This is a genomic window from Blautia sp. NSJ-140, from assembly GCF_022868965.1.
Taxonomy (GTDB): domain Bacteria; phylum Bacillota; class Clostridia; order Lachnospirales; family Lachnospiraceae; genus Blautia_A.
Window position 1 is genome coordinate 68,429 of the sequence record NZ_JALIFS010000010.1, and the last position, 17,841, is coordinate 86,269.

Genomic DNA, 17,841 nt, shown 5'->3' on the forward strand with positions numbered 1-17,841 from the left:
AGAGCAGTATGGAAAAATATGCGTTCTGAACGCTTTATACGAGAGAAATTTAAGGAGGACTTCCTGAATGATAGACCAGAGTAAAATTCGGAATTTTTGTATCATTGCACATATTGACCATGGCAAGTCAACACTTGCGGACCGTATCATCGAGATGACGGGACTTCTTACCGAAAGGGAAATGCAGGCCCAGGTTCTGGATAACATGGACCTTGAGAGAGAACGAGGGATCACCATCAAATCCCAGGCGGTTCGTATTGTATACAAAGCCAAGGACGGAAATGAGTATATTTTTAACCTGATCGATACCCCGGGACATGTAGACTTTAACTATGAGGTTTCACGAAGCCTTGCTGCCTGTGACGGAGCGATCCTTGTTGTGGATGCAGCACAGGGAATCGAAGCTCAGACACTTGCCAATGTATATATGGCACTGGACCATGATCTGGATGTGGTTCCGGTGATCAACAAGATTGACCTTCCAAGTGCGGATCCGGAGCGTGTTATCAATGAGATTGAGGATGTGATCGGAATTGAGGCGCAGGATGCACCGCAGATCTCCGCAAAAACAGGACTGAATGTAGACCAGGTCCTGGAGCAGATCGTCAATAAGGTCCCGGCGCCGTCGGGGGATGTGGATGCACCGCTGAAGGCTCTGATCTTTGACTCTGTTTATGACCCTTATAAGGGTGTTATCGTATTTTGCAGAGTGAAGGACGGACGTGTGAAAAAGGGCACGAGGATCCATATGATGGCGACCGGATTCACCACGGAGGTTGTGGAGGTAGGATATTTTGGAGCGGGTCAGTTTATCCCATGTGACGAGCTGACAGCAGGCATGGTCGGATATATCACAGCCAGCATTAAGAATGTCCGTGATACCCGCGTGGGTGATACGGTAACGGATGCGGACAACCCCTGTGCAGAGGCGCTTCCGGGATATAAGAAGGTAAACCCTATGGTTTATTGTGGCCTTTATCCGGCAGATGGTGCCAAGTACGGCGATCTCCGTGACGCACTGGAGAAGCTTCAGCTCAACGATGCTTCCCTTTATTATGAACCGGAGACATCGGTCGCTCTTGGATTTGGTTTCCGCTGCGGCTTTCTGGGACTTCTTCATCTTGAGATCATTCAGGAGCGTCTGGAGAGAGAGTATAACCTGGATCTTGTAACTACAGCACCGAGTGTTATCTATAAGGTCTATAAAACCAATGGTGAGATCATCGAGCTGACCAATCCCACCAACCTTCCGGATCCTTCAGAGATCGAATACATGGAAGAGCCCATGGTGAAGGCAGAGATCATGGTAACCACAGAGTTCATTGGTGCGATCATGGATCTTTGCCAGGAGAGACGTGGTCAGTATGAAGGCATGGAATATATGGAAGAAACCCGTGCACTCCTGAAATACAGACTGCCGCTGAATGAGATCATCTATGATTTCTTTGATGCACTGAAATCACGTTCCAGAGGTTATGCATCCCTGGATTACGAACTGGACGGATATGAGAGAAGTGAGCTTGTGAAGCTGGATATCCTTGTGAATAAAGAAGAAGTGGATGCTCTTTCCTTTATCGTGCATGCAGATACTGCTTACGAGCGCGGAAGAAAGATGTGTGAGAAGCTGAAAGACGAGATTCCGAGACAGCTCTTTGAGATCCCGATCCAGGCAGCTATCGGAAGCAAGGTCATTGCCAGAGAGACGGTAAGAGCCATGCGCAAAGACGTACTTGCCAAGTGTTACGGTGGAGATATCTCCCGTAAGAAGAAGCTTCTGGAGAAACAGAAGGAAGGTAAGAAACGTATGCGTCAGGTAGGTAACGTGGAGATCCCGCAGAAGGCATTTATGAGTGTCCTGAAGCTGGATGATAAATAGGAGATGACTTTTTGAAAAAAAATATAAAAAAACTGTTTCTGGCAGCAGGACTTCTGGCTATGACAGGAGCTCTGCTTACCGGATGTGGTTCAAAGAAGAAAAATGCAGAAGAGGAAAGTGTGATCAAAATCAGCGCAGCGCCGGAACCGACTGCCACTCCTGATCCGAAAACCGTAGATCCGGATGCAGTGACGAGCAATGGAAATCTGACAATGGTCAATGAGTACCTGGCAGAAAACGGCAGCGAGGCTCTGGGGATAGATGGCGTGACACCGACACCGGCTGCTTCGGATGGAAGCACGGATACTGCCGGTGAAGCTGCAGCCTCCGGTGAAGATACTGATGCAACAGATGCCGGTGGAGAGGAAGGAGCCATGGATGGAGAATGAGGTGAAAAAACCGCTGGAGCTCTATATCCATATTCCGTTTTGTGTAAAAAAATGCGATTACTGTGATTTTCTTTCCGGACCTGCAGGAAAAGAGAGGCAGCGTGAATATTTCCAGGCTCTGGAAAGGGAGATCGCTGCTGTTCCGGATTTTTCGGACAGGGAGATCACCACAGTTTTTATCGGCGGAGGAACACCTTCCGTGCCGGATCCGTCTCTTGTGGGAGAGATAGTGGATCAGATCAGAAATAAGTTTTTTATGGCCCCGGATGCTGAGATCACCATCGAAGCAAATCCGGGGACTTTATATAAAGAAAAACTTCAGATATATCTGGAACACGGGATCAACCGGCTGAGTCTGGGGCTTCAGTCCCCGCAGAACCGGGAATTAAAGATCCTTGGAAGGATCCATACGTGGGAAGAGTTTCAGGAGAGCTTTTTTATGGCAAGGGATGCAGGCTTTTCCAATATCAATATCGATCTGATGAGTGCCATTCCGGAACAGACCTATGCAGACTGGGAAAAAAATCTCCGCACGGTGGCAGGGATTTCGCCGGAACATATTTCCGCCTACAGTCTGATCATTGAGGAAGGCACTCCTTTCGGAGAGAGAAAACTGAAATTACCGGATGAGGATACGGAGTACCGTATGTATGAGAATACGGCAGGGATCCTGGAGGAATATGGGTTTCATCAGTACGAGATCTCCAATTATGCAAAAGGCGGACGGGAATGCCGCCATAATAAGGGATACTGGCAGAGAATCGATTATCTGGGGCTGGGACTTGGGGCGTCTTCACTTCTGGATCATATGCGTTTTTCCAATACTGCGGATATGAAGGAATATATTGGAAACAGTGCGTTTCCGGATAAGATCCGCCAGAATATGGAGAGCCTTACGGAGGCAGATGAGATGGCTGAGTTTATGTTCTTGGGGCTTCGGATGACAGAGGGCGTTTCAATGGAAGAGTTTGCGAAATATTTCGGAAAAAATATGGAAAACGTTTATGGAGAGGTCCTGAAAAAGCATCTGGAGATCGGAATGCTGGAACAAAAAGGAGACAGGATATATCTTTCAAGAAAGGGGATCCATGTGAGCAATGGAGTGATGGCGGATTTTCTGCTGTAGAAAAATTTGTCGATTTTTCCACCTTGACGAACGGATGTTCTGGCAGTATACTGATAAAAAATCAGAAGTTTTACAGCAGAATAAGAGAGGTAGATTCTGCTGTTGAGAAGAATACCGGAATATTTTTGTATGACCGGACAGAGTAGGAGGTTTCATGTCAGCAGAAGCAAACGATAAGAAGCGTTTTATCAGGATACGCGGAGCCAATGAGAATAATCTTAAGAATCTCAGCGTCGATATTCCCAGAGACCAGTTTGTGGTACTTACCGGACTCAGCGGCTCCGGTAAGTCATCTCTTGCATTTGATACCATTTATGCAGAGGGACAGAGACGTTATATGGAGTCACTTTCTTCCTATGCGAGGCAGTTCCTGGGACAGATGGAGAAACCGGATGTGGAGAGTATCGAGGGCCTTCCGCCGGCAATCTCCATTGATCAGAAGTCAACGAACCGGAATCCCCGTTCTACAGTGGGTACGGTAACAGAAATCTATGATTATTTCCGACTTCTGTATGCCCGTGTGGGAATCCCGCACTGTCCCAAATGTGGAAGGGAAATCCGCAAACAGACGGTAGATCAGATGGTGGATCAGATCATGACGCTTCCGGAACGCCAGAAGATCCAGCTTCTTGCACCGGTAGTACGGGGCCGCAAGGGAACCCATGTCAAACTTCTGGATCAGGCCAGAAGAAGCGGATATGTGAGAGTGCAGATCGACGGAAATCTCTATGAGCTTTCTGAGGAGATCAAGCTGGATAAGAATATCAAACATAACATTGAGATCGTTGTGGATCGACTTATTGTGAAACCGGGAATAGAGAAGCGTCTTTCCGATTCCATTGAAACCGTACTGGATCTGGCGGATGGTCTGCTGGTAGTAGACACTATGGACGGGAAGCTTCTGAATTTCAGCCAGAGTTTTTCCTGCCCGGATTGTGGCATCAGCATTGATGAGATCGAACCCAGGAGTTTTTCCTTTAATAATCCATTTGGTGCCTGCCCGCAGTGTCTGGGGCTTGGATATAAGATGGAATTTGATATCGATCTGATGATCCCGGATAAGAAACTGAGTATCAATGAAGGGGCTATTGCTGTTCTCGGGTGGCAGTCCTGTACCACGCAGGGAAGCTTTTCCAGAGCGATTCTGGATGCCCTGGCGAGGGAATATGAATTTTCTCTGGATACGCCTTTCTGCGAGTATCCGAAGAAGGTTCAGGATATCCTCATCCATGGTACCGGCGGTCGTTCTGTGAAGGTTTATTATAAAGGACAGCGGGGAGAAGGTGTTTACGATGTGGCGTTCCCGGGACTGATCCGCAATGTGGAGCAGAGATACCGTGAAACCGGTTCCGAGGCCATGAAGCAGGAATACGAGAGCTTTATGCAGATTACTCCGTGCACCACATGTAAGGGGCAGAGGCTGAAGAAAGAGTCACTGGCAGTGACCGTGGCGGATAAGAATATTTATGAAGTGACCAATATGCCGGTACAGAAGCTGCAGGGTTTTCTCCGCAATCTGAAGCTTTCAAAGCAGCAGGAGCTTATTGGAAGGCAGATCCTGAAGGAAATCCGCGCCAGGGTTGGATTTCTGGCAGAGGTTGGTCTGGAGTATCTTTCGCTTGGAAGAGCTACCGGAACCCTTTCCGGCGGAGAGGCTCAGAGAATCCGTCTTGCCACACAGATCGGATCCGGGCTTGTGGGGGTTGCATATATCCTGGATGAGCCGAGTATCGGGCTTCACCAGAGAGATAATGACAAGCTTCTGGGGGCACTGATGCGTCTCCGTGATCTTGGAAACAGTCTGATCGTGGTGGAGCACGATGAAGATACCATGCGTGCGGCAGACTGTGTCATCGATATCGGCCCCGGAGCCGGAGAACATGGTGGACAACTGGTCGCAATGGGGACAGCTGAGGATCTGATGAAAAATGAGGAGTCTGTGACAGGAGCTTATTTAAGCGGAAGGCTGAAGATCCCGGTACCGGAAGTGAGGAAGGAACCAATCGGATTTCTTCATATAAAGGGTGCGGCAGAGAACAACCTGAAGCATATCGACGTAGATATTCCTTTGGGAGTGATGACCTGTATCACAGGTGTTTCCGGCTCCGGTAAGAGCTCTCTGATCAATGAGATCTTGTACAAGAGACTTGCCAGAGACCTGAACCGTGCCAGAGTGATCCCCGGGAAACATGATGACATCCTGGGTATCGATCAGCTGGATAAGGTGATCAATATCGACCAGTCCCCGATCGGAAGAACTCCCCGTTCCAATCCTGCCACATATACCGGGGTTTTTGACCAGATTCGTGATCTTTTTGCAGCCACCGCAGATGCCAAGGCAAAGGGCTACAAGAAGGGCCGTTTCAGTTTTAATGTCAAGGGCGGACGGTGCGAGGCCTGCAGCGGTGACGGAATCATCAAGATCGAGATGCATTTTCTTCCGGATGTATATGTGCCCTGCGAAGTCTGCAAGGGCAAACGCTACAATCGTGAGACTCTGGAAGTGAAGTATAAGGGCAAGAGCATTTATGATGTATTGAATATGACTGTGGAAGAAGCACTGACATTTTTTGAGAATGTACCGTCGATCAGGAGAAAGATCGAGACCCTGTATGATGTAGGGCTTTCCTATATCCGTCTGGGGCAGCCCTCCACTACTCTTTCCGGAGGAGAAGCACAGCGTATCAAGCTTGCTACAGAACTCAGCAAGCGCAGTACCGGAAAGACGATCTATATCCTGGATGAGCCTACCACAGGACTGCACTTTGCGGATGTCCACAAGCTGATCGAGATCCTGCGCCGTCTGTCTGAAGGAGGAAACACAGTTGTGGTCATTGAGCACAATCTGGATGTGATCAAGACGGCGGATCATATTATTGATATCGGACCGGAAGGCGGTGACAGAGGCGGAACGGTAATTGCCAGAGGAACTCCGGAGGAAGTAGCAGAGAATCCGGTTTCCTACACCGGTAAATATGTGAAAAAATATCTGGAACAGAAATAACCGGTAAAAGTTCTTTTCAATTTCTGTGGTTTTGTATATAATGAAGTGCGGGAACGTTTCGGCACAGACCGGAACAGAATAAGTCAGAAATGCGTCAGCATACGAATGAGTATGACGCAGGCGGGAGGATTTATGCCGGCAAAGGATATTGGAATCGATCTGGGAACCAGAAACAGTCTGGTGTTTTCCACAGGCAAGGGGATCGTTTTAAGAGAGCCCTCTGTGGTTGTTTATGATAAAGATACAGAGAAGATCAGAGCAATCGGTGAGGAAGCCAGACAGATGGCAAGCCATCTGACTTCCAATATGGAAGTGATCTGGCCGATCCGAAGAGGTGTGATCGTAGATTATAATGTAATGGAAAAGATGCTGAAATATTTTATTTCACAGGCTATGGGACGAAGAGCGTTCCGGAAACCGAGAGTCAGCATCAGTGTTCCGAGTGGGATCACGGAGATTGAGCGTAAAGCAATTGAGGAAGCTGCCTATCAGTCAGGAGCCAGGGAAGTTTTTCTTGTGGACGAGCCTATCGCTGCTGCTATCGGTGCAGGTGTAGATATCACCAAGCCATTTGGTAATCTGATCGTGGATATCGGTGCAGGAACCACGGATGTTGCGGTCATATCGGTAGGGGGAGTGGTTGTTTCCGCTTCTGTGAAGGTTGCAGGAGATAATTTTGATCATGCGATCATGAATTATGTACGTGAGAAGCATAGTCTCTTTATCGGGGAGGATGCAGCGGAGAATATCAAGATCAAGATCGGAACAGCCAGTGAAGAAGCGGATCTTCGAACGATGGAGGTCAAGGGCAGAAATATCATCACAGGACTTCCGAAGGTGGCAACACTGACTTCTGAGGAGATCCGGACCGCTTTAAGGGAAACGACCGGGCAGATTGTGGAAACTGTACATGGTGTTCTTGAAAAAACACCACCAGAGCTGGCGGCAGATATCATGGACAGAGGAATCGTTCTTACAGGTGGAGGTGCCATGCTGCATGGAATGGATACATTGATCGAGCAGAAAACAGGAGTCAGCACACTGACTGTACAGGATGCAATGCTTGTAGTGGCTGCAGGAACAGGAAAATATGCGGAAATCATGTCAAGGATGTAAACCGTTATGGGTCGTCTGGACGGCACAGGAGCAGAGAAGAGATTGCCGCAGGAAACTCATACAGATAAGGCGCTGCAGCTGCAGTGCCTTTTGCTGTTATCAGAGGTTTACAGATGGAGAAGAAAATGAGTGAGACAGTTACAGGATATATAGATCATGTGATCTTCCGGAATGAAGATAATGGATATACGGTCATGGTACTGAAAGGGATGGAAGAGGAACAGGAACTGACCTGTGTGGGAACATTTCCTGCAATCACCCAGGGGGCTGCCATTGAAGCTTCCGGAAATTATACAACACATCCGGTGTATGGTAAACAGTTTCAGATATCCTCCTACGTAGAAAAAATGCCGGAGGATGCACTGGCCATGGAACGTTATCTGGGTTCCGGCGCGATCAAAGGGATCGGTGCGGCACTGGCGGCCAGGATCGTACGTCGTTTCGGCGATGATACCATGCGTATTGTGGAGGAAGAACCGGAGCGGTTGGCTGAGATCAAGGGAATCAGCGAAAAAAAGGCCATGGAGATCGCAGAACAGATGACGGAGAAAGCAGATATGCGCCGCGCTATGATCTTTCTCCAGAAATACGGGATATCGCTGAATCTCGGCGCAAAGATCTATCAGAAATACGGACAGACTGTATATGGAGTCCTGCAGGAGAATCCGTATCGCCTTGCAGAGGATATCAGTGGTGTGGGATTCCGTATCGCAGATGAGATCGCTTCCCGGATCGGGATCCATACAGATTCAGATTACAGGATAAGAAGCGGAATGCTGTATACTCTCCTACAGGCTTCAGGAGAAGGCCATATCTATCTTCCGAAGGAGGAACTTTTTTCCAGGGCATCCGGACTTTTGGGAGTAGATTCCTCCTACATGGAAAAACATCTCATGGACATGATAGTAGACCGGAAACTGATCCTGAAAGAAACAGAAGAAGGTGCAGTTGTCTATCCCACACGATATTATTATCTTGAGCTGAATTCAGCCAGAATGCTCTGTGAGCTGAACATTCTCTGCCCGGAAGATGAGGAGATGGTGGAGAAACGGATCAACAGGATCGAAAAGGAGACAGGAACCCGGTTAGATGAAATGCAGAAACAGGCAGTGGCGGCAGCTGCCAGTCATGGTCTGTTCATTCTGACTGGAGGGCCGGGAACCGGAAAGACTACAACGATCAATGCTATTATCCGTTATTTTGAAGAGGAAGGCGCTGAGCTGCGGCTTGCAGCCCCTACCGGCCGTGCAGCCAAGCGAATGACAGAGGCTACCGGATACGAGGCTCAGACGATCCACAGACTTCTGGAACTGAACGGGATGCCGGAGGAAGAGCAGGAAGGCCGTGCAGTTCATTTTGACAGGAATTCGGAGAATCCGCTGGAAGCGGATGTGATCATCATTGATGAGATGTCCATGGTAGATATCGCACTGATGCATTCATTGCTTCTTGCAGTGACAGCAGGGACCAGGCTGATCCTGGTAGGTGATGAAAATCAGCTTCCCAGTGTAGGCCCGGGAAATGTTCTGAGGGATATTATCCGCAGCGGCTGTTTTTCGGTAGTAGAGTTGAAAAAGATTTTCCGCCAGGCATCTGAAAGTGATATTGTGGTGAATGCCCATAAGATCAACCGGGGCGAGCAGGTGACCATCAATAACAAGAGCCGAGATTTCTTTTTTCTGAAAAGATATGACGCGGACATCATTATCCGTGTGGTGATCGCACTGATCCAGGAGAAGCTTCCGCGTTATGTAGATGCAAAGCCTTATGAGATTCAGGTGCTCACTCCTATGCGTAAGGGACTTTTAGGTGTGGAGCGGCTGAACCAGATCCTTCAGAGATATTTGAACCCGCCGGATGAAAAGAAAAAGGAGAAAGAGATCGGACAGCGTCTTTTCCGTGAAGGGGATAAGGTGATGCAGGTGAAGAACAATTACCAGCTGGAGTGGGAAATCCTTGGACGATACAAGATTCCTGTGGATAAAGGCGTGGGCGTGTTTAACGGAGATACCGGTATTATGACGGAGATCAATGAATTTGCGGAAACGGCCACCGTGGAATTTGAGGATGGCAGACAGGCAGAATATTCCTTCAAACAGCTTGAGGAACTGGAACTTGCCTATGCAGTGACCATACATAAGTCCCAGGGCTCAGAATATCCGGCAGTGATCCTTCCGATCCTTTCCGGACCAAGGATGCTGATGAATCGGAATCTTCTGTATACAGCAGTGACCAGAGCCAGAAAATGTGTTACCGTAGTAGGCAGCGAGACCACTTTTGCGGAGATGATCCGCAATGAAAAACAGCAGCAGAGATACAGCTCTCTGGACAGACGGATCCGGGAGCTGGATGAATCTGAACAGAAAGAGAGCGCCATCGGGGAGAAAGGACTTTCTTGAAAAAAACAGCAGATTTTTTACTGGACATGATTTACCCGAAAAAATGCCCGCTGTGTCATCAGATACTGAAAGAAAAAGATCGGCTGATCTGTCCGGAGTGTTCCGGAAAGGTCAGACCTATATCCGGTCCCCGGTGTATGAAATGCGGAAGACCAGTAAAAATGGAAGAAGAATACTGTGAAGACTGCCGCAAGGGTGCTCATCATTTTACGGAGGGCAGAAGTATTTTCTGGTACGGAGAGGTCTGGAGACAGTCTCTGGTACGATTTAAGTATTACGGATGTCGGGAATATGGGGATTTTTATGCAAAGGCAATGAGCGTCTTCGGAAAAAAATATCTGGAACGGTGGAAGCCTGATCTGATCGTTCCCGTTCCTCTGCATCCCAGAAAAAAAAGGATGAGAGGCTTTAACCAGGCAGCGTATCTGGCAGAAAGGCTCAGTGATCTTACAGGGATCCCATGGAATGAGCATCTGGTAAAGAAGATACGAAGCACAAGATCTCAGAAAAAACTCAATGCCATACAGAGGCGTCAGAACCTGAAAAATGCATATCGGGTAACCGAAAAGATCACGGGTTTTTCTGTACTTGTGGTGGATGATGTATACACAACAGGAAGTACAGCAGATGCCATGGCAATGTGTCTTCTTGAGGCCGGTGCAGAGAAAGTTTATTTTCTGACAATATGCGCAGGAAGGGCATGAAACAGCCGAAAAAACACTTTTCATAGGTATGGAACTATGCTACAATAAATTTGATTGCAGTTAAACAGTATAACTGTATGGAAAGCGTAATGCGGATCATATATCGGGGATTTTCCTGATAAAGAAAGCTTATGAGGAGTTATTTTTATGGTAAATGAAGAAAAAGTGAAGATCATGAACCGTCTGGCTATGTATGAACATGGCGAAGGCAGGAAGTATCTTCCGGTGAGCAGATATTATCGAAGTGATTATATTGGACTTGCACTGATCAGAAACTTTTTTCTGGTAACGATCGGGTATGTATTGGGACTTGCAGGTGTTGCTGCATATTTCAGCGAATATCTTATGGATAATGTGAATAAGATTAATCTGGTCGAGGTTGGGATCTATATCGTCGTCGGTTATCTGATCGTACTTGTCATGTATTCGATACTGACCTACATCCAGTATTCTGTGAAATATTTCCGGGCAAAAAAAAGTGTCAGGGAATATTATCAGGATCTTACGAGACTGGAAAAAATCTACGGGCGGGAGGAAAAAAGAAATCCGGTCCGGAGAAATGCAGGAGGACATAGAAAATGACAGCTTTACTTGAGATCAAACAGAATATCAAAAGATTTTACGGACAATATGAAGTATATATACTGCCGGTCCTGAAGTTTGTTCTGGCATTTGCCTATTTTCTCTGGATCAACAGCAATATGGGCTACATGAAACAGCTGGATAATATTTTTATTGTCCTGATCCTGGCGCTTGTATGTTCGATCCTTCCGGTTTCCGTGATGATGTTTATGGGATTTGCGTTGATGATCGGTCACTGTTATGCAGTCGGGATCGAAACGGCAGGATTTATGCTGCTTCTTATTCTGTTGATGATGATTCTGTTCCTCAGATTCAGCAGGTCACAGAATCTTGCAATGATCCTTACACCACTTTCCTTTGGATTTGGTGTTCCTGCACTTATGCCGATCGGAGCAGGCCTGCTGGGCAGCGCATTGTCAGCGCTTCCGGCCGGATGCGGTGTTGTGATCTATTATTTTATACGGTTTGTACATGCGCAGTCGGCGGCACTCAGTGATCCTGCCGCAGAGATCACAGAAAAACTGAAGCTGATCTCTGACGGACTTGTCCACAACTGGGCAATGTGGATCACGGTGATTGCGTTTGTGGCAGTGGTCCTGTTTGTGAACCTTCTGAGAACACGGGCGTTTGATTATGCATGGAGGATCGCTGTCATTGCCGGCGGCGTGATCTATATCCTGATTATCCTTGCCGGAGATTTCTGCCTTAGTATTACGGTAGCCATGGTGCCGATGATCCTGTCCACAGTGGTTTCCGTACTGGCAGGATTTGTTCTGGAGTTCTTTGTTTTTGGCGGAGATTACAGCAGAACAGAACGTCTGGAATATGAGGATGATGAGTACTATTACTACGTAAAAGCCGTTCCGAAGGCATCGGTCGCCACTTCTGAGAGAAGTATCAAAAAGATCAATGCGGAGCCGGTAAAGGAAGAAAAAAAAGAAGACAGTGTTGTGTCTTTCAGTGATGATGTATTTCATGAGAAGAAAGAAATGCATACAGTAAAGATGCCGGATATGGTTTCCGAAAATACAGTAAGTGAGAAACCGCAGGGATTGGACAAGATCGATTTCGAAAAACAGCTGGAGGAATCACTGAAGGATCTTTAAACAGGAACGATTGGAATAGCTCAGGAAGAAAGGAGGAGACTTATGCAGAATGTGCTGACAGTTGTGGTCGGATATCTGGGAAAAATTTCCCTTCCGGGATTTGGCGTGATAGATATCATTGAGATCGGACTGATTTCCTTTTTTGTATATCAGTTTATGGCATGGATCAAATTCACACGTGCATATACCCTTCTGAAGGGCATTTTGATCGTCCTTGGATTTATCCTGGTCGCATATATCTTCAAAATGAATACGATCCTCTGGATCTTCCGGAATCTGGCTAATGTGCTGGTGATCGGTGTGATCGTAATCTTTCAGCCGGAGCTGAGGAAGGCCCTGGAGCAGCTGGGACAGAAGAAGTTTGTTTCTAACATTATTCCCTTTGATTCCGGCAGGGAAGTACAGGAGCGTTTCAATGACAAGACTATCAATGAACTGGTAAAGGCCTGTTTTGATATGGGTGAAGTTAAGACCGGAGCACTGATCGTGATCGAGGAAGAGATCCGGCTTGATGAATATGTGAGAACCGGTATCAATATTGACGGTATCCTTACCAGTCAGCTTCTGATCAATATTTTTGAGCATAATACACCTCTTCATGACGGAGCGGTGATCGTGCGAGGTAACCGCGTGGTAGCAGCAACCTGCTATCTGCCTCTTTCAGATAATATGGAACTGAGCAAACAGCTGGGAACAAGACACAGAGCAGGTGTGGGTATCAGTGAAGCTACGGATTCTCTTACGATCATTGTTTCGGAAGAAACGGGACAGGTTTCTGTGGCCAGAGGCGGTGAGTTATCCAGAGGGCTTAACAGCAAACAGCTTCGAGAAATACTTGTTTCTGCTCAGAATAAAAAGGTTGTTGACAACGGTAAGCTGAGAAATCTGCTGAAAGGGAGAGTGAAACATGAAGAAAAATCTGACTAAGAACATCCCTTTGAAAATCATGTCGATTATTGTGGGAATCCTGGTGTGGCTGATCGTAGTAAATGTTGATGACCCTATCATTACGAAAGGCTTTGTGATCTCAGATGTACAGATCATCAACGAAGCTTATGTGGATCAGCTGGGCGAGATGGTCATGCAGGATGATCGTGAAAATTCAGTACGTGTTTATATTACAGGTGAGCGGAAGATAGTCAACCGTCTCACCTCAAGTGATATTAAGGCAGTTGCAGACCTGCAGCAGGCCCAGTCTACCGATACAGATCCTGTAATGATCCCCATTACAGCAACCTGTTCCGGGATACTTCCGGAGAATGTCAGGGTGTCACCGCAGAATCTAAGTGTCCATCTGGAAAAAAAGGTAACCAAGGAATTTGCAATCAATGTTACCAGTGATGACAGCAAGCCTGCACAGGGGCTGGAGGTTGCTTCTCTTACTGCAAATCCGGAAAAAGTCCGTATTACAGGACCGGAATCCCTGGTTGGTAAAATAGATAGTGTGAGTGTGGATGTAAGTTCAAAGCTTGAGGGAATCGACCAGGATACGACGATCACAGGCGCAGAACTGACCATTACAGATAAGAATCAGGATACACTTTCATCAAATTCCATGAGCTATCTGAAATTTGACAACAACGGAAAGGTCAATGTCACGGCAAAGCTCTGGAAGGTGCGTTCTGATATACGGATCAGTGCGGGATATACGGGAGAACCGGCAGAAGGTTATGTTGTGGACAGTGTCACGACAGTACCGGAGACTTTCAGCGTAGCCGGAAGTGAAGAAGCACTGGATAATCTGAAACTTCAGGGAAATACTATTTATCTTGATAATGAGAATGTGGATATTTCAGGAAAGAGCAATGACGTGGAAAAGAAAGTAAACCTGTCAGAGCTTCTTCCGGATGGCCTTAAGCTGACATCTGGATCCAGCACGGACCTCTGGATCACAGTCAATATCCTGCCGGAGGGCAGTAAGATATACAGCTTCCCGACAGAGGATATCAAAGTAAAAGGTCTGCCTGATGATCTGCAGCTGGCATTTGAAGTTGCAGATATTGAGCTGAAGGTGCAGGCGGAAGACGAAGATCTTTCCAAATTCGATCTGAAGTCGGTAGGAGCAGTACTTTCCATGGATGACTGGGAGGAGGGCAGCTACGAAGTACCGATCAAAATCAGTCTTCCGGAAGGCTACAAACTGCTGGAGGATGTAACTGCGGAGATCAAAATCTCTAAGGTTTCCAATGTAGACAGCAGCAATCAGTAAAAGACCATAGCTTTTGACAAGGTTTGAAGGATAAGTAATATAAAGGGAGACAGCAGCAATGTTAAGTTATAAGGTAACGGTCAGGAACCCGTCAGGGCTTCATCTTCGTCCCGCAGGGCTTTTATGCGGCGAGGCAATAAAATACAAATCGTCCATAACATTTCAGTATGCCGGAGGTACAGCGAATGCCAAAAGTGTTCTGAGTGTTCTGGGGGCCTGTGTAAAAAACGGGGATGAGATCACACTGGTCTGCGAGGGTGAGGATGAACAGGCTGCGATAGATGCACTTGTGGCTCTTATCGAAGGCGGACTGGGCGAATGATACGTAACAGATACAGTAATTATTTACAGCAGCATGATCAGGAGGGATTATTGTGAAGAGAAGAGTTGTGGCAATTTTTCTTAGTCTGACATTATGCATGGGCGGAACTCTGGAAGCCGGCGCTGCGGCTTTGGGAAGTACAGACGTGCAGATGGCAGCAGAGACAGCCGGCGATCCGGCTGAGGATGTATTCAGTGATGAAGAGGGAACGACTGTACAGCAGCCGAAGACAGAAGCGGATCAGACAGGTAGTACTGACAGTTCAGAAGAAACACCGGCTGAACCGGAGAATCCGGCAGAGACACCGGATGTTATAGAAACACCGGAGATTACAGAAACACCGGAAACTACAGAGACACCGGAGGTTACAGAAGCACCGGATGCGACACCGGAGGACAGTACAGATCCGGGTGATGATTTCAGTGCAGGTGATGCACGGGAACTGGATGCACCGGCAACAGATACCGCAGTACAGAACAAAGTAGAGAACAACAAGGCAGAGGAAACTTTTGCTACCGGAGCATCACTGGTAAACGGTGTAGTCGTTGCAAAGACAAGTGACTGGGTTTCTGCAAACGGTTTTTACAGACTCCGCAAAAAGAAGGTTGCTGCATCTGCAGCCCCGGAGGGAAAAGCTTCTGAGAATCCGGCAGAAAGCAGCGAAGAAGAGCAGAAAACAGTTGATGAAACAGCTGTAGCAGCACAGGAAGTACAGCAGACTGAAGCGCTTCAGGATGGTGCAGCAGAGAGTGAGCAGGCTCAGGCAATCCAGAATGAGTCAGCAGAAGGAGAGCAGGAGACTGCAGCCGAGGAAGGTGCAGCAGAAGAAGTTTCTACAGAGGAAGTATCCGCAGCAGAAGCTTCTACAGAGACAGCATCCACAGAGACAGCATCCACAGAGACAGCACCCGCAGAAACAGAAGCTGCAGCCGAAACATCAGAGAGCGTAGATAATGCAGAGACTCTTGCCATGGATGAAGGGAATGCTTCTCTGGCATCAGAAACAGGTTCCATCGAAGACAATTATTTTACTGCACAGGATGGTCTTCTTAAGATCGATACCAACGGACATGTGGGATATTATCTTTTTAATGAAGACGGATATCTGGTAACCGGCCGTATGACCCGTGAGCCGGGTGCAGCAGGTTATACCGGAACACAGAAGACAGAATGGTATTTCCTTGAAAGCTCAAAAGCTTCCCTGTATTCGGATTCCACCGGAAAAGCGATCACACCGTGGACATCCAATCTTGGCCAGCAGAAGAGAAATTACTGGTTATGGACAGGAACTATTTTCCGCTATTATAATTCTCAGGGTGATTACAAATCCATAGAGGCTCAGAACCTTGCAGGCAAGATCAAGAAGATCGGAAATGCTTATTATACATTGATGCGTAACGGAAAACCGCGAACAGGGATCCTGAAGCTGACAACCGGTTCCACAACATATCAGTATTACTTCCAGCCGGCATCAAAGGAAGGAGAGATCCCGGGAAAGCTCTTTTATGGCGGATGGACATATGTTTTAAACAGCAAAAATCAGAAACGTTTTATCTATTGTAGCCCGAAGGCTGCCACACGTGGACAGATCATGAAACATGGAGTTTATGTATCACCTGTAATGTCCAAGAAATATCGGTACATGCTGAATGCCAGCGGCTATGTTATGACGAATACAATGGCGAAGGCGCAGAATAACGCATATTATATTACAGACAGCAAGGGCCGCGTCATTACAAAAAAACTTGTGAAGTATAAAGGCAGCAGATATTATTTCGGAGACAATGGCCAGAGAGTTTCCTGGAAGAATTGCTGGCATGGTTGCCCGGGTGCATCCAACAAGATTTATTATTTCGGAAGTACAGCAGGAAAGATTGTTGAAAAATATGGCTGGCAGAAGGTGACCGATGCAAAAGGCCAGTTCTTCGGATGGTTTTATTTCGACAAAAATGGAAATCATTATAAGAGCCAGATGGTAACAAACAAGTCCTCCAAAAAGAGCTATTATTTCAACAGCACAGGACAGCTTGCAACCGGAAAGACCAAGATCGGTAAAAATTATTATTTCTTTGCAACATCAGATGCTAATGCGCGCAGAGGCTGGATGTACAAGAGTACATTGATCCGTTACCAGAATAAGTGGTATTATGCAGGCGGCAACGGCGTTCTGAAAAAATCAGGCTGGCAGAAGGTCGGTAAATACTGGTACTATCTGCAGAACTATACCGTTGTGACAAATAAATCCATGAAGCGTGGTTCCGTAAATGGTTATCTGGACAGCCAGGGACGTTTTTCCACCGGCTGGGTGATCGTCAGCGATTACTATGATCAGGTCAAATATATCGATCCGAACAGCGGTTCCAAGTATCTGACCAATACAAGCAGATGGATCGATGGAAAACTGTATTACTTTGATAAGAACGGTTACCGCCGCAATGATGTTTCAAATATTTACGGAGGACCATATTACCTGGAGGTTGATAAGACCAACGGTGTTATGACTGTATACACAAACAGCAGCAAGACGATTCCGGTTAAGACGATCCGTGTTTCTGTAGGTCTTTCCGGAACACCTACATGGGATGGTACATACAGACTGAGCCGCAGTCTGAGATGGCAGCCACTGATGGGACCGTCCTGGGGACAGTACGGAACACATGTTGACGGATGCGGACAGGGAGGAATCTTTATCCATTCCGTAGCCGGATCGACCAGGAGTGTTTACAATCTTCCGGCAGGTGAGTACCTGAAGCTTGGTCAGCCTGCATCTCACGGATGCATCCGTACCTGTGTGGCTGATGCGAAGTGGGTATATGAGAACTGTAACGGTTCTACGATCCACATTTACAGCAGCGGAAATTACGTTAATAATGAATCCTTCAAGGGACCATTAGGCCGCAGACCGCTGGCAACTTTCCGTGGAGCCGGAAACTTTGATCCTACAGACCCGGAAGTTCCGTGATCTTTACCGAACAGTACCAGAAAGAAATATATAGAATAACAGAAGA

Annotated in this window: 13 protein-coding genes; all 13 read left to right on the forward strand. The window is 47.1% G+C overall.

The window, feature by feature from the left end; all coding sequences use genetic code 11:
• Positions 1-67: 67 nt before the first annotated feature.
• The 13 genes from lepA to MUB50_RS17060 all read left to right on the forward strand — a co-directional run bounded on the left by lepA (position 68) and on the right by MUB50_RS17060 (position 17,795).
• A complete protein-coding gene (gene lepA / locus MUB50_RS12230; protein ID WP_118515036.1) occupies positions 68-1,876 on the forward strand; it encodes a translation elongation factor 4 in 1,809 nt (602 codons plus the stop codon).
• An 11-nt stretch (positions 1,877-1,887) separates the two neighbouring features.
• The gene (locus tag MUB50_RS12235) at positions 1,888-2,265 is read left to right on the forward strand and encodes a hypothetical protein (protein ID WP_244791221.1); all 378 of its coding nucleotides are present in this window, start codon (positions 1,888-1,890) and stop codon (positions 2,263-2,265) included.
• Entirely contained in the window at positions 2,255-3,391 is a 1,137-nt protein-coding gene (gene hemW, locus MUB50_RS12240) for a radical SAM family heme chaperone HemW (RefSeq protein WP_244791219.1), read from the forward strand. Before MUB50_RS12235 ends, hemW begins: the two co-directional genes overlap by 11 nt.
• Positions 3,392-3,545: 154 nt before the next feature.
• Complete coding sequence (uvrA, locus tag MUB50_RS12245; RefSeq protein ID WP_244791217.1) at positions 3,546-6,395, forward strand: excinuclease ABC subunit UvrA; 2,850 nt, start codon at positions 3,546-3,548, stop codon at positions 6,393-6,395.
• Between the two features lie 132 nt (positions 6,396-6,527).
• Complete coding sequence (locus MUB50_RS12250) at positions 6,528-7,511, forward strand: rod shape-determining protein (RefSeq protein WP_118515028.1); 984 nt, start codon at positions 6,528-6,530, stop codon at positions 7,509-7,511.
• Positions 7,512-7,636: 125 nt separating this feature from the next.
• Complete coding sequence (gene recD2, locus MUB50_RS12255) at positions 7,637-9,910, forward strand: SF1B family DNA helicase RecD2 (protein WP_118515120.1); 2,274 nt, start codon at positions 7,637-7,639, stop codon at positions 9,908-9,910.
• Entirely contained in the window at positions 9,907-10,614 is a 708-nt protein-coding gene (locus MUB50_RS12260; protein ID WP_244791215.1) for a ComF family protein, read from the forward strand. The genes recD2 and MUB50_RS12260 overlap by 4 nt, the downstream gene beginning before the upstream one ends.
• Before the next feature lie 147 nt (positions 10,615-10,761).
• Complete coding sequence (locus MUB50_RS12265) at positions 10,762-11,196, forward strand: hypothetical protein (protein ID WP_118625880.1); 435 nt, start codon at positions 10,762-10,764, stop codon at positions 11,194-11,196.
• Entirely contained in the window at positions 11,193-12,302 is a 1,110-nt protein-coding gene (locus MUB50_RS12270) for a hypothetical protein (RefSeq protein WP_138276583.1), read from the forward strand. The genes MUB50_RS12265 and MUB50_RS12270 overlap by 4 nt, the downstream gene beginning before the upstream one ends.
• Positions 12,303-12,344: 42 nt before the next feature.
• Positions 12,345-13,229: a diadenylate cyclase CdaA gene (cdaA, locus tag MUB50_RS12275; protein ID WP_118515022.1), complete on the forward strand. Its 885-nt coding sequence runs from the start codon at positions 12,345-12,347 to the stop codon at positions 13,227-13,229.
• Positions 13,210-14,511: a CdaR family protein gene (locus MUB50_RS12280; RefSeq protein WP_118515020.1), complete on the forward strand. Its 1,302-nt coding sequence runs from the start codon at positions 13,210-13,212 to the stop codon at positions 14,509-14,511. Before cdaA ends, MUB50_RS12280 begins: the two co-directional genes overlap by 20 nt.
• Positions 14,512-14,569: 58 nt before the next feature.
• A complete protein-coding gene (locus MUB50_RS12285; protein ID WP_118515018.1) occupies positions 14,570-14,833 on the forward strand; it encodes an HPr family phosphocarrier protein in 264 nt (87 codons plus the stop codon).
• Between the two features lie 52 nt (positions 14,834-14,885).
• Positions 14,886-17,795 carry a L,D-transpeptidase family protein gene (locus MUB50_RS17060; protein ID WP_244791213.1) on the forward strand — a complete coding sequence of 970 codons (2,910 nt, stop codon included), beginning with the start codon at positions 14,886-14,888 and terminating at the stop codon, positions 17,793-17,795.
• Positions 17,796-17,841 lie beyond the last annotated feature (46 nt).